Source organism: Salmonella sp. NW38 (assembly GCF_051807745.1).
GTDB classification, from domain to species: Bacteria; Pseudomonadota; Gammaproteobacteria; order Enterobacterales; family Enterobacteriaceae; genus Salmonella; species Salmonella enterica.
Genome location: NZ_JAMMTO010000014.1, coordinates 24,014 through 43,354 on the forward strand (window position 1 = coordinate 24,014; position 19,341 = coordinate 43,354).

Sequence of the window (19,341 nt, forward strand, 5' to 3'; positions counted from 1 at the left end):
CATTAGCCTTAAATAGTTATGCGCTACTCTTGAAGTAGCGCCTGAACAAAGCAAGCACTTATTATTTGCTGGCATCCACTTTACGAATCTCAGCAATTTTTTTGCCTAAAAGTATTTGTAATATTGCCAACAGTACAAATGGTGGTAGAAGCGCAGTAGCCGCTGAAACACCTAATGCACCTTTTATTAACATTGCACCCGAAGCAATTAATAATAAAAATACTAAAACGCGGAATACTTTTACCGAAATACGCTTATGAACATATTGCCCGACTAAGGAACCGAGTATCATGGTAGGGATACAGAAAATAACCAGTTTAAATGTTGAAATTGTTAATATTCCACTGGTTGCCAGGCCGCCGACAACTGCAATGTTGTTTGCCGTAAAGAATGCATTCAGCGTACCGCGAAAAGCGGCTGGGCCAAGGTTACGTAGCATTCCATACATCACAACTGGCGGTCCATTTGTGGAAAAGGCCGCTCCTAGCGCCCCAGCTATCGCCCCTAACGGTGCAGCAATCCAACGTCTGTCATAGATGGGTAGACGGGGAATAAACATACTGTAGAATGAGTAGAGAATAAGAAAACCACCCAATCCTATTTTCATTATGTGATCAGGTAGATAGGAAAGTGCATATAAACCTACCGGAATGCCAAGAAAAGAGAAGCCGATAAGAACGGCAGCCGATCGCCAGTCCGTTTCTTTACGAGATAACCATGTGGCATAAATGGCGGTCGCTGTTCCGACAATAACAGAAAGTGGTGTTGCCATTTTTACAGGTAGCATTAGGGTTATGAGCGGCATGGTAGTCAATCCACCACCAAAGCCAGCACATATTCCTACGAATGTATAAAGAAACATTAAGGCGATAACGGTGTATATAACACCAGGTTCCAACATCACGCCATCAGGTGTAAATAAATTAAAGAAATCCATTATAATTCCTTCATTATCAAATTCTAAAATATTACTTTGACTGTTTTAAGTCAGGGTAATAGGTATCCTGCACAAATAAATACATGAACTATATGCATTCACCACAAATATTAAAAAACAATATATGCTGTTGTTTTGGTTTAAGTAATAGTAAGTCGATCCCAGAATTAAAGGCATTCGGCGGACAACTCATCGGTTCGATAGCTAATCCCCGGCGATTCAACTTTTCGCCACTATAGACCTGAAGCCACGGTTGATCGGAACATAAACTAACAGCCAGTTCCTGTTGATGGTTAATAATTTTCGCCTCCCATCGCTCGCTGTAAGTTTTGAAAGTATGATCAATCCGTTTATCACCAATTTTTTGTTGGATGGAATAGTCCAGATTCAGCTCATCGACGCGTAGTAACGTTGATGAGTTAGACTGTGTATCGAAAGCAAAAACCTCTTTTGCAGGAAGTTGCAGCGTATAATCATCAACAGGTGCTAAGTCACAGGTTAAGTAGGGGTGAACACCGACGCCATAAGGTGCTGGTTTATCGCCGATATTTTGGCTAATTATTTCAACGGACAGCCCTGTTGTTGCGTCCAGTGAGTAAATAACCTGCGAAATCAATGCGAATGGGTAGCCATAGCTTGGCGGTAAAAATATGGAGAACGAGGCTTTTGTGGCTGTTAATTCATCAACTTGCCAGTCTCTCCATGCAAGCAAGCCGTGAATAGCGGCGTTAGAGCCATGTTCATTAATCGGCAACTGATACTCATGCCCATCATGCTGATAGATACCATTGGCAATACGATTTGGCCAAGGGATTAATACCTTACCCAGATGAGCAAGAGGCATCTCTTCTGGTTTATGAGGTATAACCAGATGCTTGCCCTGCCAGGTTAATTCGGCAAGACCGGCACCCACTGAAACTATTTGCGCCCGGTAATCACCTGCAGCGAGTAATATCGTATTCCCACCACTATGCATACATATCACCTTAATATTAGATACCCTTACTAAACAACGGCATATGCAACGTTCATTTGCTGATATGCCGTCGTTACCAGGCTTATTTATTTCGCATTGATATCTAACAAACCTGCTGCTACGGCTGGTGCCAGCCCTGGAGCGAGCGGGATGCGTGGAATTACCAGACAGTGCAGAAGATGATATATATCCTGCTTACCGTCCCAGACTTTAGTGGTCACCTTGTTGTCAGCATCCAATTCTTGCCACCAGGAACCATTTTCATAGTCCATCAGGTATTTAATGCAGTAATCCCACCATGTTTGATACCAGGTTTCGTATTGACGATCCCCTGTTACGGTATAGAGGGCATAGGCTGTCCCCATCGCTTCTACAATTGGCCAGCGTACACGTTCACGTACAACGGGTTTCCCTTCCCAATCAACGGTATACACAATGCCGTCTGCTCCATCCGGAGCCCAGGCATCACGTACCGTAGCGTGGAACAAACCTTTCGCGTCTTCCAGCAGCCATGCAGGGGGTTGTTCGCATCTGGCTTCCAGTGCTGCGTGGATATGCAGCATTAAACGACCCCATTCGATCCAATGACCTGGAGTACCGCCAAATGCACGGAAACGGTGTGCTGGATTTTCTTTGTTATAGTCGCGGATAGGATTCCACTGTGAATCGAAATGTTCATTAACACGGTAATGATTATTTCTGGCTACATCATGAATAATGACTGATGCGATTCTGATAGCGCGATCCAGCCATTTTTTGTCATGGGTAACGTCATAAACAATCAGGAACGCTTCGACGGCGTGCATATTGGCGTTACCGCCACGGTAATCTTCGGTTTTGCTAAAGGCTTCGTCCCAGGACTCCAGGCACATCTGCTCTTCTTCACTCCAGAAGTATTTCTCAATCACTTCTATGGTGTAATCCAGCAATTTCCTGGCTTCAGGATGACCGGTCGTGACGGCGCTGGCCGCGCCCAGCAGGGCGAAGAAGTGTTGATAACCCTGCTTAGAGGCATCCACCACGCCCTGATCGTTAACGCAGGCATACCAGCCGCCGTATTTTTTATCGCGCAGCGCGCCGTTCATGGCTTTGATACCGTGATCGACCAGATCATAAGCGCCTGGTCGGCCCATCGACGCCGCCACGGAATAAACGTGCAACATACGCGCCGTGATCCAAAGATGGGTGCCCATCTCTTCTTTAATTTGCCCTTTATTTCCCAGCCAGCCGAAGCCTGTCGGCACCACGGCGTTTTTACCGAAATTAAAGATGCGGTCGGTTTCCTGCTCCAGCCAGCGGTTGTGGCTCAATGTGTTAAACCATTTCATTCTTTCATCCTCGTATTAGCGGCGACAAGCCATCATTTCATCGACAATGTCACCTAAACGTTGCAATTTAGGCGCGGAAACATCACGTAGCATCAGCTCGGTATCCGGTAAACCAATCACTGATGACCAGACCGCGCGTCCCGCCAGGAACCCGGATGCGCCAGCTTCCATGGCGACCCTGACCGCGCGAGGGAACAGTTTTTCGTCCACACCGGAAGAGAGGATGACCCACGGCATATTGATATGCCCATTCAGGCGTTGTGAGGCGGTAAGAAGATCGGAACGCGCGCCTTTGCCGTAGAGCGGCATTTCAACTTTGTAAAGATCGGCGCCGCTGTCGCCCAGCTCTTTGGCCGCATCGATAATCGCCTGCTCGCGATCGAACTTGTCGCCGCAGCGCGGCGGACGTACAACCGGTTCGATAATGCTCAGCAAACCATTGGAGTGGCATAATTCATTGAATTCTTTGACCATATCCAGACGCTGCTGCGCGTCTTCGTCGCTGCGCCACAGCACCAACAGTTTTAAGGCTTTCGCGCCATCCCGTTTTACCGCTTGCGCATTAATTTTTTTATCAATGATCACGTTATCAACGGGAATACCGTTGCCCGGGATGAAATCATCTGCCGCGACGATCATGGCGCAGCTTTTAGCGACCGCGTTTTGTTCTACGGCCTGGCGATAACAGAACTGCTGATCCAGCAGAACGGCAGAGGCATACGGGGAAAGAATTTTCGCCGCATTCACTTTGAAATCCGTCAGCACGCTATCGGCAACGGGTGTTTTCGCACCAGCAGCAGCAAACATTAAACGCATCGCCTCGCGCTGATCGACAGCCAGCATGGCAAACCCGCCGGACGCTCGCGTAATGTCTTTGATGGTGTAGTTGTTCATTCAATTTTCCTTTATACAGTCGTTACTTTTTTACGTTGGCGGTCAGCCCGGCGCTGATGCGCACCTGTTCCAGGATGGCGCTCCAGTCTTCCCGACCGCGGCCTGCGGCCCGCGCCAGGTTATAAACTTCCCGGGAGGCGGCACCGAGCGGCATCGGTACGTGCAGTTGATTGGCGACATCCAACGCGATGCCAAGATCTTTGTGCGCCAGATCGATCATGAAGGCGGGAGACAGATCCCCTTTCATCACTTTATTCGGCCAGGTGGTGGTGAAATGCCCTTTGCCTGCGGCAGTGCCGCTCATCACTTTTAAAGCCACGTCGAAGGAAAGCCTCAGCGCTTCACACAGCACGGCGGCTTCGGCGGAGAGCGCATTTAGCGCAATACTCATGTAGTTGTTGATCAGTTTTACGCGAATACCCATTCCCGGGCCGCCGGTGTTGACCAGCTCATTACCCATCGCCATCAGAACAGGGGTAGCGCGTTCTACTTGCTCCGCCGTACCGCCTGCCAGCAGCAACAATGTGCCGGTAATCGCGTTGTCGGATGTCCGGCCTACCGGCACATCCATCATGCTGAACCCTTTGCTCTGCATGTCGGCAATCAGCTTATCGGTTTGCAACGGATGAATAGTGGACATATCAATGACCAGCGCTTCACGGGAAAGAGTTTCACAAACGCCTTGCTCGCCAAACAAAACGGAACGAACCAGATCGCCGTTCGGGAGCATGGTGATAACAAATTCAGCGCCGATGGTTGCCTGAGCCGGGCTGCTTGCAGGTTGCGCGCCTTTGTCTACCAGACGCTGTACGGCGTCGGGATTAACATCGAAGACGCTGAGTTGATGGCCCTGCTTTAGCAGATTGCTCGTCATAGGAGAGCCCATCTGTCCCAACCCGATAAATGCTATAACTGCCATATCGTTCTCCTGAACACGGTGGTGTCATTTTTTGTCATTAATGAGCATTTTTCTGTCTGTTTGTGATCGTATTTGTAATTTATAGTCAAAAAATTGACAGCCGTCACTTTTTAAACATTTCGTGAAATTAAAATGAGCACATCGAAAATGCTTGAGGAATGACCATGGTTCGTATTGCTTGTGTAGGTATTACCGTGATGGATCGCATCTATTACGTGGAAGGATTACCGACAGAAGGGGGTAAATATGTGGCGAAGCGCTATACGGAAGTGGGCGGCGGGCCTGCGGCGACCGCTGCCGTGGCTGCGGCGAAATTGGGCGCGCAGGTGGACTTTATTGGCCGTGTGGGCGATGACGACACCGGAAACAGCCTGCTGGCGGAACTGGAATCCCTGGGGGTAAATACCCGCTATACCCGCCGCTACACGCAGGCCATGTCGTCGCAGTCAGCGATTATGGTGGATGCCAAAGGAGAGCGGATTATCGTTAATTATCCCAGCCCGGATTTATTGCCTGACGCCGGCTGGCTTAACGACATCGATTTTTCGCAGTGGGATGTGGTGTTGGCGGATGTGCGCTGGCATGACGGCGCAAAACAGGCGTTTACGCTGGCGCGTCAGGCTGGCGTCATGACTGTTCTTGATGGCGATATTACGCCGCAGGATATTAGCGAGCTGGTGGCGTTAAGCGACCACGCCGCCTTCTCCGAGCCAGGGCTGGCACGCCTGACGGGGATGAGCGAAGCCATTGATGCGCTAAAAAAAGCACAAATGCTCACAAATGGACATGTCTATGTCACGCGAGGCAGTGAAGGCTGCAACTGGTTGGAAAAAGCGGCGGTACGCCACCAACCGGGTTTTACCGTGGAGGTGGTGGATACTACCGGCGCGGGCGATGTTTTTCATGGCGCACTGGCATTTGGCCTGGCAAGCGGATACGCCATCGAAGAGGCTGTCAGATTCGCCAGCGGCGTTGCCGCGCTGAAGTGTACGCGCCCAGGTGGCCGGGCGGGTATCCCTGATTGTGAGCAAACCCGATCTTTCTTGTCACTTTTTGTATAATATGAGCAGTAGGAAGCTTTTAGAGGAATGCTCATGAGTCTTACCGAACTGACCGGTAATCCGCGACACGATCGGCTGTTAATGCTTATTGATGAGCGCGGCTATATGAATATCGATGAGTTAGCCAGTTTGTTGGAGGTCTCTACCCAGACGGTTCGCCGCGATATTCGTAAATTAAGCGAGCAGGGGCTGATTACGCGTCATCACGGCGGCGCCGGCAGAGCGTCCAGTGTGGTCAATACCGCCTTTGAGCAGCGAGAGGTCTCCTGGACGCAAGAGAAAAAAGCCATTGCGGAAGCCGTGGCTGACTATATTCCGGATGGCTCCACGATATTTATCACGATTGGAACGACGGTTGAGCAGGTGGCGCGCGCGCTGCTCAACCATAATCATCTGCGCATTATCACCAATAGCCTGCGCGTCGCGCACATTCTTTATAATAACCCTCGTTTTGAAGTGATGGTGCCTGGCGGCACGCTGCGCCCGCATAATAGCGGCATTATCGGGCTATCCGCGGCGGCGTTTGTGGCGGGGTTCCGGGCTGACTATCTCGTCACCAGCGTAGGCGCGATAGAGAGCGATGGCGCGTTACTGGAGTTTGATGTCAACGAAGCCAGCGTAGTGAAAACCATGATGGCTCACTCGCGACATATTTTGCTGGCCGCCGATCATACGAAATACCATGCTTCTGCGGCGGTTGAGATCGGCAATGTGTCACAGATTACCGCTCTGTTTACGGACGAGTATCCCGGTCCGGCATTACAGAATTTACTTCAATCCCAGCAAATCGAAGTGGTTCAGGTGAGTCCTTCGCTGGACGACGCCGTTTCAGCGTGACAAGCGCCCTTGCGCCGGAGGGTCGCGTCAGCGCTTTATCCGGCCAATAAAACGGCGCTGTGATGCAGGCGATATTGAACATCGTCTGCGTTTCTATTGTCTTTTTGTTAATTGATTTATAAAGGGATACATAGTCAAACTTCTCCTTTCCCGCTACAGTTATTCATCCCCGGTTAGCAAGGAGAATGACATGCTCTACATCTTTGATTTAGGTAATGTGATTGTCGACATCGACTTTAACCGCGTATTAGGTGTGTGGAGCGATCTGAGTCGAGTACCGCTGGCTTCGCTGAAGCAAAAATTTACGATGGGCGAGACTTTTCACCAACATGAACGCGGTGAGATAACGGACGAAGCGTTTGCTGAAGCTTTCTGTCATGAAATGGCGTTATCGCTCAGTTATGAACAATTTGCGCACGGCTGGCAGGCGGTATTTGTCGGATTACGGCCCGAAGTGATTGCTATCATGCATAAACTGCGCGAGCAGGGGCATCGCGTGGTGGTGCTATCCAATACTAACCGACTGCATACCCACTTCTGGCCGGAGGAATACCCGGAGGTGCGCGCTGCCGCCGACCATATCTATTTATCGCAGGATTTGGGAATGCGTAAGCCGGAAGCGCGTATTTATCAGCACGTCCTGCAGAAAGAAGGTTTTTCCGCTGCCGATGCGGTCTTTTTCGACGACAATGCCGATAATATAGAAGGGGCCAACCAGTTGGGGATCACCAGCATTCTGGTGAAGGATAAAGCCACCATCCCTGACTACTTCGCGAAGCTGTTATGCTAAAAACCGTTCACCAAAAAGCTGGACGCCATACGCGCCCTGTTCGGGCCTGGCTCAAGCTATTATGGCAGCGTATCGATGAGGATAATATGACGACTCTGGCGGGAAATCTCGCCTATGTCTCATTACTCTCCTTAGTACCGCTTATTGCCGTCGTTTTTGCCCTTTTCGCTGCTTTTCCGATGTTTTCTGATGTCAGCATTCAGTTACGCCATTTTATTTTTGCTAACTTTATGCCAGCCACCGGAGACGTGATTCAGCGCTATATTGAGCAGTTTGTCGCTAACTCCAACAAAATGACGGCGGTGGGCGCCTGTGGACTGATTGTGACGGCATTGCTGTTGATGTACGCCATTGATAGCGCCTTAAACACTATCTGGCGCAGCAAACGCACACGGCCAAAAGTGTACTCTTTTGCGGTGTACTGGATGATCCTCACGCTCGGCCCGCTTCTCGCTGGCGCCAGCCTGGCGATCAGCTCCTACCTGCTTTCTTTACGCTGGGCCAGCGATCTGAATACGGTCATCGACAATGTATTGCGCATCCTTCCGCTGCTGCTCTCGTGGATCTCATTCTGGTTACTTTACAGTATTGTCCCAACAACTCGCGTACCGAACCGTGACGCCCTTGTCGGCGCGTTTGTCGCAGCGTTGCTGTTCGAGGCCGGAAAGAAAGGTTTCGCGCTTTATATCACCATGTTCCCGTCATATCAGCTCATTTATGGCGTACTGGCAGTGATCCCTATCCTGTTTGTCTGGGTATACTGGACCTGGTGTATAGTCTTGCTTGGCGCAGAAATAACTGTCACTCTCGGGGAATACCGAAAACTCAAACAAGCCGCAGAACAAGAAGAAGCTGACCAACCATGATTGCATTAATTCAACGCGTAACCCGTGCCAGCGTCACCGTGGAGGATGAGGTGACGGGTGAAATCGGCCCAGGACTTTTGGTGTTATTGGGTGTCGAAAAAGAAGATGACGAACAAAAAGCGAATCGTCTGTGCGAGCGCGTGCTGGGATACCGTATCTTCAGCGATGCTGACGGCAAGATGAATCTGAATGTACAACAGGCTGGCGGCAGCGTGCTGGTGGTGTCGCAGTTTACGCTGGCGGCAGATACCGAGCGCGGTATGCGACCAAGCTTTTCCGGCGGGGCTGCGCCGGATCGCGCGCAGGCGCTTTATGAATATTTTGTCGAACGCTGCCGCCAGCAGGCGATAAACACGCAAACCGGACGCTTCGCTGCCGATATGCAGGTTGAGCTGGTTAATGACGGTCCCGTGACATTCTGGCTCCAGGTATGAGTCAGCTTCCGGCGTGGCCGCGGATAACAAGAGAGAGTACGGCTATGTATCACCTTCGAGTTCCGCAAACAGAAGAAGAATTAGAACGTTACTACCAGTTTCGCTGGGAGATGCTGCGTAAACCGCTGCACCAGCCGAAAGGGTCGGAACGGGATGGCTGGGATGCGTTGGCGCACCATCAAATGGTGGTGGACGAAGAAGGAAACTTAGTTGCAGTGGGCCGCCTGTATATCAATGCAGATAACGAGGCGTCTATCCGTTTTATGGCTGTACATCCCTCGGTACAGGATAAAGGGCTGGGGACATTAATGGCGATGACTCTGGAGTCTGTCGCCCGCCAGGAAGGCGTTAAGCGCGTCACCTGCAGCGCGCGCGAAGATGCGGTTGAGTTCTTTGCCAAACTCGGGTTTGTCAATCAGGGGGAGATTACTACGCCCACAACCACGCCAATCCGCCATTTTCTGATGATTAAACCGGTAGCATCGCTGGATGATATCCTGCATCGCGGCGACTGGTGCGGGCAGCTTCAGCAGGCCTGGTATGAGCACATTCCATTGAGTGAAAAGATGGGGGTGCGCATTCAGCAGTACACCGGGCAAAAATTTATTACCACGATGCCGGAAACCGGTAATCAAAATCCGCATCACACGGTGTTTGCCGGCAGCCTGTTCTCCCTGGCGACGCTGACCGGATGGGGACTTATCTGGCTGATGCTCCGTGAACGCCACCTGGGCGGGACGATTATTCTTGCTGACGCTCATATTCGCTACAGTAAACCCATTAGCGGAAAGCCAAACGCCGTGGCTGATTTGGGGTCGCTAAGCGGTGATTTGGACAGGCTGGCGCGGGGTAAAAAAGCGCGTGTCCAGCTGCAGGTTGAACTGTTGGGCGGCGAGACCGCTGGGGCAATTTTCGAAGGCATTTATATCGTACTACCTGCGAAACCGTTCGGCCCGTATGAAGAGGGCGGCAACGAGGAGGAGTAGCTGGACATATCCAACTACTCGATGAAGGCATCCGCTGGTAGTTTAAAGCGTTGTGTAAGCGCTTTAATATGATTAACCGTTAGTGCTCTGCGGCCATTTAAGATGTTGCTGACGTTCGATTTAGAACCAAGTTCGTTGGCAAGATCTGCTGCTTTGAGACCGTATTGATCCATGAGCGTTCGCAATACTGAAACGCCAGGGGGCGTTTTCTCCAGGTGTTGGTTGAGTGCTTTGAATTCCGGCGCATGTTTTTCGTATTCACTGATTCGGGCACAGAGCAATTCAAATAGTGGGTTTTCAAGATCGTCGTGGTCGACCAGAAACTCCACTAGCGCTAGTGCCCTGCGATACTCATTGTCATTTCGGTCTTCCCCCATCAGTGGGACGCTTTTTACCGCATCGCTGAAGGTATCAACGATCTTTTTTGCGCTGGTTGCATCCATCTGACGATGAGTTCTCATTCTTTATTACCCCGATAATATGCGGTCAGTTTGTCATATTCGGCATGGGAAACGATATGTTTCACAAATATCTTATGTAACCTGAAATCTATGTAGGAAATGAGTCTCAGGCTGTTACCAGAAACATCAATCACCCACCATTTATCTCTGTACTTAAAATTATCCAGTGAAGGAATATACCGCTTCATCTCTTCAGGCTGAGTGAATGTTTTTTTCTCAAGAACATTCAGCAACTCAGTGAGGGCAAGCTCATGGTTTGGATACATGAGCATCGCTTCATTGAACGGTTTTCGGCTGATAACATGCACAATGTAGTTCCATTACAAAGTTTTCAACCTGAAAACAATTTAGCGCAACGTTATCCAGTTTTCAAGTTGAAAACAAAATTGAATTTTAGGTCATTTTGCCTGTTGATGGACTTACAACACGCCAGGCCACATCTCGCATGGCGCTTCGTGCCGTCTTGCTCACGCCGCCCAATTGGAAAAAACCGTGGATAACGCCGAGATAGCGCTGGCAAGTACACGCCACGCCCTGGTCGTTCAGACGGTGATATAGCGCTTCGCCTTCATCACGCAGTGGGTCGAACTCTGCGGTGAGGATATGCACCGGCGGTAAACCGGCAAAATCTTCACGCCATATCGGACTGGCTTCCGGGTGGCGGAGGTCGGTATCCTGGAGATACATTTCGAAACCCGATAACAGCGTATCGCGGGTGATGATGTAGTCTTGCCCGTTGCTGGCATAGCTGGGGAAACTGGCAGTAGCGTCAAGCATCGGGTAGATCAACAGCAGCTTCGCCGGAGACCAGTGGGCGGTGGATTTCAGGCGTAGCGCGCTGACCAATGCCAAGTGCCCGCCTGCGCTGTCGCCAGCAAGCGTGATACGTTCACGATCGATGCCTAACTGCTCCGCGTATTGATGGACGATATTGGCCCCGCGTTCAGCGTCGTCATGAGCCGCAGGGAAGGTGTGTTCTGGCGCAAGGCGATACTGAATGGCAATCACTCTACAGCCGCTTTTCCAGGCCAGTTGCCGTAGCTGGGGGTCATGAGTCAGAAAGCCGCCGCTAACAAAACAGCCGCCGTGATAGTAGAGGATACAGGGTAGAGAACCGGATGCGTTTGGCGGCGAAACGACGCGAAATGTCATCCCTTCCAGCACGATATCTTCCGAACTCACCCGAATTTCTTTCTCACCCGCCAGCGACGTGCTGGCAATATAACCCGCCCTCCGATCATCAATATTCTGCTCTCGTGAAGAGGGGCGGCCCGCAGCGATAAACCCGGCGACCAGTTCGGCAATTCCTTTTTCCAGTGGCATATAAGGCTCCTTAAGCTGTATGTATGTACAGTTTATAACCTGATTTGTTGGGGATGGAAAGTGGTGAAATGAGGGGATAATGATTCTGGATAGAGGTTCGCAAAAAATGGAATGCGGTTGGCGCTGGGTTTTTAATTTTTGTACTGTGAAACGATGATGCTATACGCCATTGACGTATAGATTATTTTCACTACTATAAGCCAATGGCGTATGGAATATGCAATTTATAGAAACGGAACTCTTTACTGAAGATGTTAAAAAACTGCTCGATGATGATGAATACCATAAGCTTCAGGTTTTTATGGCTCAGCATCCAGATTGTGGTGATGTCATTCAGGAAACGGGCGGCCTGAGAAAAATGCGCTGGGGAGCGCGAGGCAAAGGAAAGCGTAGTGGCGTGCGAATTATCTATTTTCACCGTAGTCAACGGTATGAGATTCGCTTGCTTCTGATTTATCAAAAAGGCATTAAAGATGATCTCACGCCGCAGGAAAAAGCGGTGCTTCGTATGCTGAATGAGAGGTGGTAGATGGATAAAGTGTTATTTGAGCGATTAACTCAAAGTATGTCTCAAATGAATGAAATCATTGAAGGGACCCGTAAGCCTTCTCGTACCTTTCATATTGATGCAATGAAGATTAAAGAAATACGGCAGGCATCTGGGTTGTCGCAATCTAAGTTTGCAGAACTGATTTCGGTCAACGTGGATACGCTGCGCAACTGGGAGCAAGGAAGACGCTCACCGACAGGGCCAGCCAAAGCATTACTTCGCGCCATTGCCAACGACCCGAGAAACGTTATACAAGCATTGCGTTATTGAGCAATGATCCGGCTAACGTAGATTGCTAGCCGGTATACCAGAGAACTTATTCCCCTTCCCCCGGGAACAGGAACGGGTTGATGGAACTGCGGGCGAAGCCCTCCTGTTCCATGCGTGCGTCCAGCACCAGCGAGGCGAGGTCGTCGGCCACTGCTTCTACTTTCGGGTCCTTTTCCTGATACAGAATCTTCAGGTAAGTCCCGCAATCGCCGCAGCTTTCGGCTTTCACCGCAGCCTGCTCATTTTCCAGCGACCAGTAGTGTAAGTCGCGGCTCTGTTCGCAGTTACTGCATTTTACGCGCACGACATGCCATTCGGTTTCGCACAGGTTACAGTGCAGATAACGCAGCCCCTGCGTGGTGCCGATCTGCACCATGCTGGAGACCGGCATCGAACCGCACACCGGGCAATACTGGCGCGCTTCACCGTATTCCGCGCGGGCTTTGCCTGGAATCAAGCTGGCCATTTGCGCCCAGTAAAGGGAGAGCGCGGCCCAGATAAACGGGGCTTTATCGCTGCTGACGGAGGCAAAATCCGAGGCAAACAGCGCGCTGGCCATCTGCTCCAGCTCCTGCTCTGAGGCTTTCTCCAGGTTCTCGATCACTGCCAGCGCCGGGCCGCTCATCTCGGGTTTTAGCTCGGCAATTAACGAATGCAGCAGTTTTTGCCAGTGCTTATCACGCGGCAGCACGTGGATATCCAGCGGCGGCTTGCCCTGGTCGTTCGCTTCTTTAATACGTGCGGTCAGATCCATCTCCAGCGGATGGTCGTACAGTACCACTTCCTGCGCGTGCGCGATAAGCGCGGCAAAGCGCAGGTAATCGCCCAGCGGGTTATTTTCAGCCAGCTCGCGCAGACGTTCGGCGCGGCGGTTGTAGACGTTTTTGAGTCGGGGGAACAATAACGGCGGAATCATATCCGCCGTACGTTTCTCGCTCGACCCCAGCTCATCTTGCGGGATTATGCGAATACTCATTCAGTTTCTTTTTCCGTTGTCTTGCGGACTTCTCGGTACCAGCGCGGGTGATGTTTCTTCGCCCACGACCGGGTTACCCAGCCTTCCACCATCGCGGTAATGGTGCCTTTCACCCAAAGGGCGGCGTAGATATGCACCATGATAACCACAATTAACGCTACTGCGGCAAAAGAATGCAACATTAACGCGAATCGGATCACCGGGATTGAGAAAGCAGGCGCAAAGTACGGACGCCAGATAATTACCCCGCTCACCAGCAGCAGCACCAGGAAGATAATCGCCGCCCAGAATACGCATTTCTGACCGAAGTTATAACGCCCGGTGTCACCCACTTCCTCGTTGACGACGATCTTACGAATATTCTTCGCCCAAAAGATATCATCCCGATTGATTAGATTGTGGTGCCAATAACGGAAAAACATGATGATGAACGAGGCAAACATAACCACGCCCACAAACGGGTGCAGAATTCGCGCCAGTTGTGGGGTGCCCAGGATATGCATCAACCAGTTGAAGGATGGGAATAAAAAGCCCAGCCCACTCACCGCCGCCAGCACGAAGCAGAAGGCGACGATCCAGTGGTTGATGCGTTCCGGCGCCGTATAGCGCACGATGGTGTCACGTCGTTTCATTTGCGCACCTCGTCTTTCTCTTCATGCAGGTTGTCATCTTCCTCTTCCGCGCGGTTCGGACCGACGCCGACATAGTGGAAGACGCTGGCGGCAAAGGTCGCGGCAAAACCGAACGCGGCGAGCGGTTTCCAGACGCCTTTCCAGAACTTAACGGTTTCGCTGATTTCCGGGTTTTCCGGCAGACCGTGATACAGATTCGGCTTGTCGGCATGATGCAGCACGTACATGACATGCGTACCGCCTACGCCCGCCGGATCGTACAGACCCGCATTGTCATAACCACGGGTTTTTAGTTCCGCCACCCGCTCGCCCGCCAGCGTTTTCATATCCTCTTTCGAGCCAAAATGAATGGCGCCGGTTGGACAGGTCTTCACGCAGGCCGGCTCCTGGCCGACCACCACACGGTCAACGCACAGCGTACATTTATAGACGCGGTTGTCTTCCGGGTTGAGGCGCGGCACGTTGAACGGGCAGCCAGCGATACAGTAGCCGCAGCCGATACACTGCTCGGACTGGAAGTCGACAATACCGTTAGCGTACTGAATGATCGCCCCTTCCGCCGGACAGGCTTTCAGGCAGCCTGGATCGGCGCAGTGCATACAGCCATCCTTACGGATCAGCCACTCCAGTTTGTCGTTCTGTTCCACTTCCGAGAAGCGCATCACCGTCCAGGATTTCGCGGTTAAGTCCGCCGGGTTGTCATACACCCCGACGTTATTGCCCACTTCATCACGGATGTCGTTCCACTCGGAGCACGCCACCTGACACGCTTTACAGCCGATACAGGTGGTGACGTCGATGAGTTTCGCCACCTCTTCCTGGTGGTCCCGCGCCTGGGGCGCGGGGGTGAAACCGTTAGTGGCGGAACGACGAATGATGTCTTGCGATTGATAAGCCATAGGTCGTCTCCGTTACACCTTTTCCACGTTCACAAGGAAGGATTTAAACTCCGGCGTTTGCGTGTTCGCATCGCCGACGAAAGGCGTTAACGTATTGGCTATAAAACCTTTTTTCGCCACGCCTTCGTAGCCCCAGTGAATAGGAATACCGATGGTATCGATATCCTTGCCGTCCGCTTTCAGCGTGCGAATACGCTTGGTCACCACCGCTTTGGCTTTGATATAGCCGCGGTTCGAGGAGACCTTCACGGTATCGCCATGCGCGATGCCGAGCTTATTCGCCAGCTTCTCGCCAATTTCCACAAACTGTTCCGGCTGGGCGATAGCGTTAAGCAACGCGTGCTTGGTCCAGTAGTGGAAGTGCTCGGTCAGACGGTAAGTGGTTCCGACATACGGGAACTTATCCGCTTTACCCAGCGCGTCGGCATCGTCTTTAAAGATACGGGCGGCAGGGTTAGAGATAACGTTCGGGTGCAGCGGGTTAGTGCCCAGCGGCGTTTCAAACGGCTCGTAGTGTTCCGGGAACGGCCCTTCCGCCATCTTATCGATAGCAAACAGGCGACCCATCCCTTCCGGCTGCATGATAAACGGTCCGACGTCGCTGCCGGGCGCGGCGGCGCTGTAGTCCGGAATATCCCATCCGGCCCATTTTCCACCTTCCCATTTCAGTAGCTGACGTTTCGGGTCCCAGGGATTACCCTGCGGATCGGCGGAGGCGCGGTTATACAGAATACGGCGGTTAAGCGGCCATGCCCATGCCCAGCCCAGCGTGTTGCCGAGACCAGACGGGTCGGCGTTATCACGACGCGCCATCATGTTGCCTTCCGGCGTCCAGCTACCGGCGAAAATCCAGCAGCCGCTGGACGTCGTACCGTCATCGCGCAGTTGCGCGAACGAACTGAGCTGTTGACCTTTCTTCACCACCACCGCGCCGGTTGCCGGGTCGATAAGATCGGCCAGCGCTTTACCGTTACTTTCCATCGCCACTTCTTCAGAGGCGGGTTCGTATGGTTTGGTGTAGTTCCAGGTCATATTCAAAACCTGTTCCGGGTTGGCGCCGCCCTGTTCAGAGTACATCTTACGCAGGCGTAAGAAGATACCGGCGAGGATTTCGCCGTCGGTCATGGCAATTCCCGGGGCGTCCGCGCCCTTCCAGTGCCACTGTAACCAGCGACCGGAGTTAACGATGGAACCATTTTCCTCGGCAAAACAGGTGGAAGGCAGACGGAACACTTCGGTCTGGATTTTCGCGGGATCAACGTCGTTCGACTCACCGTGGTTTTGCCAGAAGGTGGACGTTTCGGTGTTGAGCGGATCGATAGTCACCAGGTACTTCAGTTTGGAAAGCGACGCGACCACTTTGTTTTTGTTCGGGAATGAGGCCACCGGGTTAAAGCCCTGGCAGATATAGCCGTTGACCTTGCCCTGTTTCATCATCTCGAAGTACTGCAACACGTCGTAGCCTTTGTCCCACTTCGGTAGCCAGTCGAAGCCCCAGCTATTTTCCGCTGTCGCTTTATCACCAAAGAAGGCCTTCATCATTGAGACGAAGAATTTCGGATAGTTACCCCAGTAGTTGACCTGATCCTTCAACAATGGCTTCGGCGTATTGGCAGCCAGATAGGTTTGCAGGTCGGTCTGTTTTTCGCTCGGCAGCGTCAGGTAGCCCGGCAGACTTTGCGACAGCAGTCCTAAGTCGGTCAGTCCCTGAATATTGGAGTGACCGCGCAGGGCGTTAACGCCGCCGCCCGCCATCCCCATGTTACCGAGCAGAAGCTGGATCATCGCCATAGTACGGATGTTCTGCGCGCCGATGGAATGCTGCGTCCAGCCCAGCGCGTACAGGAACGACGCGGTTTTATCTTTTGCGCTGGTTTCTGCAATGTACTCGCACACTTTCAGGAAGTCCGCTTTCGGCGTACCGCAGATATTTTCTACCACGTCCGGCGTGTAGCGTGAGACATGCTGTTTCAACAGATTCCAGACACAGCGCGGGTGTTGCAGTGTCGTATCGCGTTTGGCAAAACCGTTTTCGTCCAGCTCATAGTGCCAACTGGTTTTATCGTACTGCCGCTTGTCTGCGTCGTAGCCGGTGAACAGACCATCATCGAAGCCAAAATCTTCACGCACGATCAGGCTGGCATTGGTATAGGCCTCGGTGTATTCACGGTTGTATTTTTCGTTGGTCAGCAGATACAGCATCACGCCTGACAAGAAGGCAATGTCAGTACCAGAGCGTATTGGCGCATAGAAATCGGCCACCGACGCGGTACGCGTGAAGCGCGGATCGATCACAATCAGCTTCGCGCCGTTGTGAATTTTGGCTTCCATCGCCCAGCGGAACCCGACCGGGTGAGCTTCTGCGGCGTTACCGCCCATCACCACGACGAGGTTGGCGTTCTTGATGTCGACCCAGTGGTTGGTCATCGCACCGCGACCAAATGTTGGAGCAAGACTTGCTACCGTTGGTCCGTGTCAGACACGCGCCTGGTTGTCGACCGCGAGCATACCCAGCGCGCGGGAGAATTTTTGCGTTAAATAACCCGTCTCGTTACTGGATGCGGAAGCGCACAGCATCCCGGTGGTGAGCCAGCGGTTAACGGTAACGCCTTCGGCGTTCTGCGCCTGATAGTTGGCGTCGCGATCTTCCTTCATCAGTTTAGCGATGCGGTCAAACGCTTCTTCCCAACTGATTTGTTGCCACTTATCTGAACCCGGCGCACGGTATTGCGGGAATTTCAGGCGGCTTTCAGAGTGGATAAAGTCCACCAGACCGGCCCCTTTCGGGCACAGCGCGCCACGGCTTACCGGATGATCCGGGTCCCCTTCGATATGGAAAATAGATGCTTTGGCGTTTTTCGCACCGTCGCCGAGGCTGTACATCAACAGCCCGCAGCCAACGGAACAGTAGGTGCAGGTGTTACGGGTTTCGCGGGTGCGCAGCAGTTTATATTGCCGTGTTTCCGCTAGCGCTACGCCGGGCGCGAAGCCCAGTGCCGCCGCCGTGGTGCCTGCCATACCGCCAGCGCAGATCTTAAAGAACTGCCTTCTGCTGACCTGCATGGTTTGCTCCTTGTTTCGACATTGTCACTTCTCTTTCACATTTCTCTATCCGAAACGCTCAGGGAGTGGTTGTTATTTTTCTTTGCGGACGGGCCCGCAAAGGTTCAGAATTGGATAAATTTTCCTCCATCCGGGAGGAGTTGTAACAGAATACCATAATGTTGGTGTGTGTGTTCTTATATGGTTAAAAGAAAGTGAACAATATACTGTCTGAAGAAGTCCTAAATGTGACTGATTTCACAACCTCACGCCAGTTGGCTCTCTGGAAACGCGAGGATTTGCAGTCCCCCCAACTTGATGATGTTGCCGAGGAAGTGCCTGTGGCACTGGTGTATAACGGTATTTCGCATGTCGTTATGATGGCCTCTCCAAAAGATCTGACGCATTTTGCAATGGGGTTTTCTCTATCGGAAGGGATCATTGACAGCCCGCGTGAAATCTATGGCATGGACGTTGTGCCGTCCTGTAACGGACTTGAAGTGCAGATTGATCTTTCCAGCCGTCGATTTATGGGGCTGAAAGCGCGTCGTCGCGCGCTGGCCGGACGCACCGGTTGCGGCGTATGTGGCGTGGAACAGCTCAATGACATCGGTAAGCCGGTGCAACCGCTGCCGTTTAGCCAAACGTTTAATCTCGGTAACCTTGATCGCGCGTTAAAACATCTGAATGATTTTCAACCGACGGGTAAGCTGACGGGGTGTACGCACGCTGCGGCGTGGGTCATGCCGTCGGGTGAACTGGCGGGGGGCCATGAAGATGTCGGACGCCACGTTGCGCTGGATAAACTGCTCGGTCGCCGCGCCACGGAGGGTGAGGAATGGCGGCAAGGCGCGGCGCTGGTTTCCAGTCGTGCGAGTTACGAAATGGTGCAGAAGTCGGCGATGTGCGGTGTAGAAATTTTGTTTGCGGTTTCTGCTGCCACCACGCTCGCGGTTGACGTCGCTGAACGGTGTAATCTTACGCTGGTGGGGTTCTGTAAGCCGGGTCGGGCGACGATTTATACCCATCCGCAGCGGTTAATCGCAGACTAAAATAGTACCCTCTACATTTGCGTAAAATATATATTATTAATTTAATATATATTTTATGTAGAATGATGGTGTATGAAATATATATTTTCTGGATTTTACAGCCTCTCT

The 19,341-nt window shown here is 51.9% G+C and carries 21 protein-coding genes; 9 read left to right on the plus strand and 12 right to left on the minus strand.

Features of this window, described 5'->3' with window-relative positions; all coding sequences use genetic code 11:
• Positions 1-61: 61 nt before the first annotated feature.
• The 5 genes from NA624_RS20785 to yihU all read right to left on the minus strand — a co-directional run bounded on the left by NA624_RS20785 (position 62) and on the right by yihU (position 5,054).
• The gene (locus NA624_RS20785) at positions 62-937 is read right to left on the minus strand and encodes a sulfite exporter TauE/SafE family protein (RefSeq protein ID WP_000345334.1); all 876 of its coding nucleotides are present in this window, start codon (positions 935-937) and stop codon (positions 62-64) included.
• Positions 938-1,025: 88 nt separating this feature from the next.
• Positions 1,026-1,928 (minus strand): aldose-1-epimerase, encoded by a 903-nt coding sequence (locus tag NA624_RS20790; RefSeq protein WP_024131638.1) that lies wholly within the window; start codon positions 1,926-1,928, stop codon positions 1,026-1,028.
• A gap of 71 nt (positions 1,929-1,999) precedes the next feature.
• The gene (gene yihS / locus NA624_RS20795) at positions 2,000-3,241 is read right to left on the minus strand and encodes a sulfoquinovose isomerase (protein ID WP_000870940.1); all 1,242 of its coding nucleotides are present in this window, start codon (positions 3,239-3,241) and stop codon (positions 2,000-2,002) included.
• 15 nt (positions 3,242-3,256) lie between these two features.
• Positions 3,257-4,135: a sulfofructosephosphate aldolase gene (gene yihT / locus NA624_RS20800; protein WP_001067409.1), complete on the minus strand. Its 879-nt coding sequence runs from the start codon at positions 4,133-4,135 to the stop codon at positions 3,257-3,259.
• 22 nt (positions 4,136-4,157) lie between these two features.
• Positions 4,158-5,054 (minus strand): sulfolactaldehyde 3-reductase, encoded by an 897-nt coding sequence (gene yihU / locus NA624_RS20805; protein ID WP_000268257.1) that lies wholly within the window; start codon positions 5,052-5,054, stop codon positions 4,158-4,160.
• Positions 5,055-5,218: 164 nt separating this feature from the next.
• Here yihU and NA624_RS20810 point away from each other — a divergent pair, with 164 nt between their 5' ends.
• The 6 genes from NA624_RS20810 (at position 5,219) to fabY (ending at position 10,028) form a co-directional block, all read left to right on the plus strand.
• Positions 5,219-6,115 carry a sugar kinase gene (locus NA624_RS20810; protein WP_001528888.1) on the plus strand — a complete coding sequence of 299 codons (897 nt, stop codon included), beginning with the start codon at positions 5,219-5,221 and terminating at the stop codon, positions 6,113-6,115.
• 33 nt (positions 6,116-6,148) lie between these two features.
• Complete coding sequence (locus NA624_RS20815) at positions 6,149-6,952, plus strand: DeoR/GlpR family DNA-binding transcription regulator (RefSeq protein WP_000059691.1); 804 nt, start codon at positions 6,149-6,151, stop codon at positions 6,950-6,952.
• 190 nt (positions 6,953-7,142) lie between these two features.
• Complete coding sequence (yihX, locus tag NA624_RS20820; RefSeq protein WP_000965695.1) at positions 7,143-7,742, plus strand: glucose-1-phosphatase; 600 nt, start codon at positions 7,143-7,145, stop codon at positions 7,740-7,742.
• On the plus strand, positions 7,736-8,608 hold the full coding sequence (locus NA624_RS20825) for a virulence factor BrkB family protein (protein ID WP_000921423.1): 873 nt from the start codon (positions 7,736-7,738) through the stop codon (positions 8,606-8,608). Before yihX ends, NA624_RS20825 begins: the two co-directional genes overlap by 7 nt.
• Positions 8,605-9,042: a D-aminoacyl-tRNA deacylase gene (gene dtd, locus NA624_RS20830; protein WP_000560969.1), complete on the plus strand. Its 438-nt coding sequence runs from the start codon at positions 8,605-8,607 to the stop codon at positions 9,040-9,042. The genes NA624_RS20825 and dtd overlap by 4 nt, the downstream gene beginning before the upstream one ends.
• A 44-nt stretch (positions 9,043-9,086) precedes the next feature.
• Positions 9,087-10,028, plus strand: coding sequence for a fatty acid biosynthesis protein FabY (fabY, locus tag NA624_RS20835; RefSeq protein ID WP_001518251.1), 942 nt, complete (start codon positions 9,087-9,089; stop codon positions 10,026-10,028).
• 14 nt (positions 10,029-10,042) lie between these two features.
• Here the strand turns inward: fabY and NA624_RS20840 are convergent, their stop codons facing one another.
• The 3 genes from NA624_RS20840 to NA624_RS20850 all read right to left on the minus strand — a co-directional run bounded on the left by NA624_RS20840 (position 10,043) and on the right by NA624_RS20850 (position 11,812).
• Entirely contained in the window at positions 10,043-10,489 is a 447-nt protein-coding gene (locus NA624_RS20840; RefSeq protein WP_001259009.1) for a helix-turn-helix domain-containing protein, read from the minus strand.
• Entirely contained in the window at positions 10,486-10,797 is a 312-nt protein-coding gene (locus tag NA624_RS20845) for a type II toxin-antitoxin system HigB family toxin (protein WP_000558166.1), read from the minus strand. The genes NA624_RS20840 and NA624_RS20845 overlap by 4 nt, the downstream gene beginning before the upstream one ends.
• Before the next feature lie 85 nt (positions 10,798-10,882).
• Positions 10,883-11,812, minus strand: coding sequence for an alpha/beta hydrolase (locus NA624_RS20850; protein WP_001127695.1), 930 nt, complete (start codon positions 11,810-11,812; stop codon positions 10,883-10,885).
• 217 nt (positions 11,813-12,029) lie between these two features.
• Between NA624_RS20850 and NA624_RS20855 the strand changes: the two genes are divergently transcribed.
• Positions 12,030-12,341, plus strand: coding sequence for a cytotoxic translational repressor of toxin-antitoxin stability system (locus NA624_RS20855; RefSeq protein ID WP_001159630.1), 312 nt, complete (start codon positions 12,030-12,032; stop codon positions 12,339-12,341).
• The gene (locus NA624_RS20860; protein ID WP_000362052.1) at positions 12,342-12,632 is read left to right on the plus strand and encodes a helix-turn-helix domain-containing protein; all 291 of its coding nucleotides are present in this window, start codon (positions 12,342-12,344) and stop codon (positions 12,630-12,632) included.
• 46 nt (positions 12,633-12,678) lie between these two features.
• Here NA624_RS20860 and fdhE read toward each other — a convergent pair whose 3' ends face one another.
• The 4 genes from fdhE to fdnG are packed head-to-tail and all read right to left on the minus strand — an operon-like array spanning position 12,679 to position 18,202.
• Positions 12,679-13,608, minus strand: coding sequence for a formate dehydrogenase accessory protein FdhE (gene fdhE / locus NA624_RS20865; protein WP_000027730.1), 930 nt, complete (start codon positions 13,606-13,608; stop codon positions 12,679-12,681).
• Positions 13,605-14,240 (minus strand): formate dehydrogenase cytochrome b556 subunit, encoded by a 636-nt coding sequence (fdoI, locus tag NA624_RS20870; protein ID WP_000829025.1) that lies wholly within the window; start codon positions 14,238-14,240, stop codon positions 13,605-13,607. Before fdoI ends, fdhE begins: the two co-directional genes overlap by 4 nt.
• On the minus strand, positions 14,237-15,139 hold the full coding sequence (gene fdxH, locus NA624_RS20875; protein ID WP_000331364.1) for a formate dehydrogenase subunit beta: 903 nt from the start codon (positions 15,137-15,139) through the stop codon (positions 14,237-14,239). Before fdxH ends, fdoI begins: the two co-directional genes overlap by 4 nt.
• 12 nt (positions 15,140-15,151) lie before the next feature.
• A complete protein-coding gene (fdnG, locus tag NA624_RS20880) occupies positions 15,152-18,202 on the minus strand; it encodes a formate dehydrogenase-N subunit alpha (protein WP_077248424.1) in 3,051 nt (1,016 codons plus the stop codon).
• A 194-nt stretch (positions 18,203-18,396) separates the two neighbouring features.
• Here fdnG and fdhD point away from each other — a divergent pair, with 194 nt between their 5' ends.
• The gene (gene fdhD, locus NA624_RS20885; protein ID WP_001059735.1) at positions 18,397-19,233 is read left to right on the plus strand and encodes a formate dehydrogenase accessory sulfurtransferase FdhD; all 837 of its coding nucleotides are present in this window, start codon (positions 18,397-18,399) and stop codon (positions 19,231-19,233) included.
• Positions 19,234-19,341 lie beyond the last annotated feature (108 nt).

What these genes read in the sequence shown, in the direction of transcription:
- NA624_RS20785 (WP_000345334.1), bottom strand. Translation starts at nt 937, where the DNA reads ATGGATTTCTTTAATTTATTTACACCTGATGGCGTGATGTTGGAACCT.
- yihS (WP_000870940.1), bottom strand. Translation starts at nt 3,241, where the DNA reads ATGAAATGGTTTAACACATTGAGCCACAACCGCTGGCTGGAGCAGGAA.
- yihT (WP_001067409.1), bottom strand. Translation starts at nt 4,135, where the DNA reads ATGAACAACTACACCATCAAAGACATTACGCGAGCGTCCGGCGGGTTT.
- yihU (WP_000268257.1), bottom strand. Translation starts at nt 5,054, where the DNA reads ATGGCAGTTATAGCATTTATCGGGTTGGGACAGATGGGCTCTCCTATG.
- NA624_RS20810 (WP_001528888.1), top strand. Translation starts at nt 5,219, where the DNA reads ATGGTTCGTATTGCTTGTGTAGGTATTACCGTGATGGATCGCATCTAT.
- NA624_RS20815 (WP_000059691.1), top strand. Translation starts at nt 6,149, where the DNA reads ATGAGTCTTACCGAACTGACCGGTAATCCGCGACACGATCGGCTGTTA.
- yihX (WP_000965695.1), top strand. Translation starts at nt 7,143, where the DNA reads ATGCTCTACATCTTTGATTTAGGTAATGTGATTGTCGACATCGACTTT.
- NA624_RS20825 (WP_000921423.1), top strand. Translation starts at nt 7,736, where the DNA reads ATGCTAAAAACCGTTCACCAAAAAGCTGGACGCCATACGCGCCCTGTT.
- dtd (WP_000560969.1), top strand. Translation starts at nt 8,605, where the DNA reads ATGATTGCATTAATTCAACGCGTAACCCGTGCCAGCGTCACCGTGGAG.
- fabY (WP_001518251.1), top strand. Translation starts at nt 9,087, where the DNA reads ATGTATCACCTTCGAGTTCCGCAAACAGAAGAAGAATTAGAACGTTAC.
- NA624_RS20840 (WP_001259009.1), bottom strand. Translation starts at nt 10,489, where the DNA reads ATGAGAACTCATCGTCAGATGGATGCAACCAGCGCAAAAAAGATCGTT.
- NA624_RS20850 (WP_001127695.1), bottom strand. Translation starts at nt 11,812, where the DNA reads ATGCCACTGGAAAAAGGAATTGCCGAACTGGTCGCCGGGTTTATCGCT.
- NA624_RS20855 (WP_001159630.1), top strand. Translation starts at nt 12,030, where the DNA reads ATGCAATTTATAGAAACGGAACTCTTTACTGAAGATGTTAAAAAACTG.
- NA624_RS20860 (WP_000362052.1), top strand. Translation starts at nt 12,342, where the DNA reads ATGGATAAAGTGTTATTTGAGCGATTAACTCAAAGTATGTCTCAAATG.
- fdhE (WP_000027730.1), bottom strand. Translation starts at nt 13,608, where the DNA reads ATGAGTATTCGCATAATCCCGCAAGATGAGCTGGGGTCGAGCGAGAAA.
- fdoI (WP_000829025.1), bottom strand. Translation starts at nt 14,240, where the DNA reads ATGAAACGACGTGACACCATCGTGCGCTATACGGCGCCGGAACGCATC.
- fdxH (WP_000331364.1), bottom strand. Translation starts at nt 15,139, where the DNA reads ATGGCTTATCAATCGCAAGACATCATTCGTCGTTCCGCCACTAACGGT.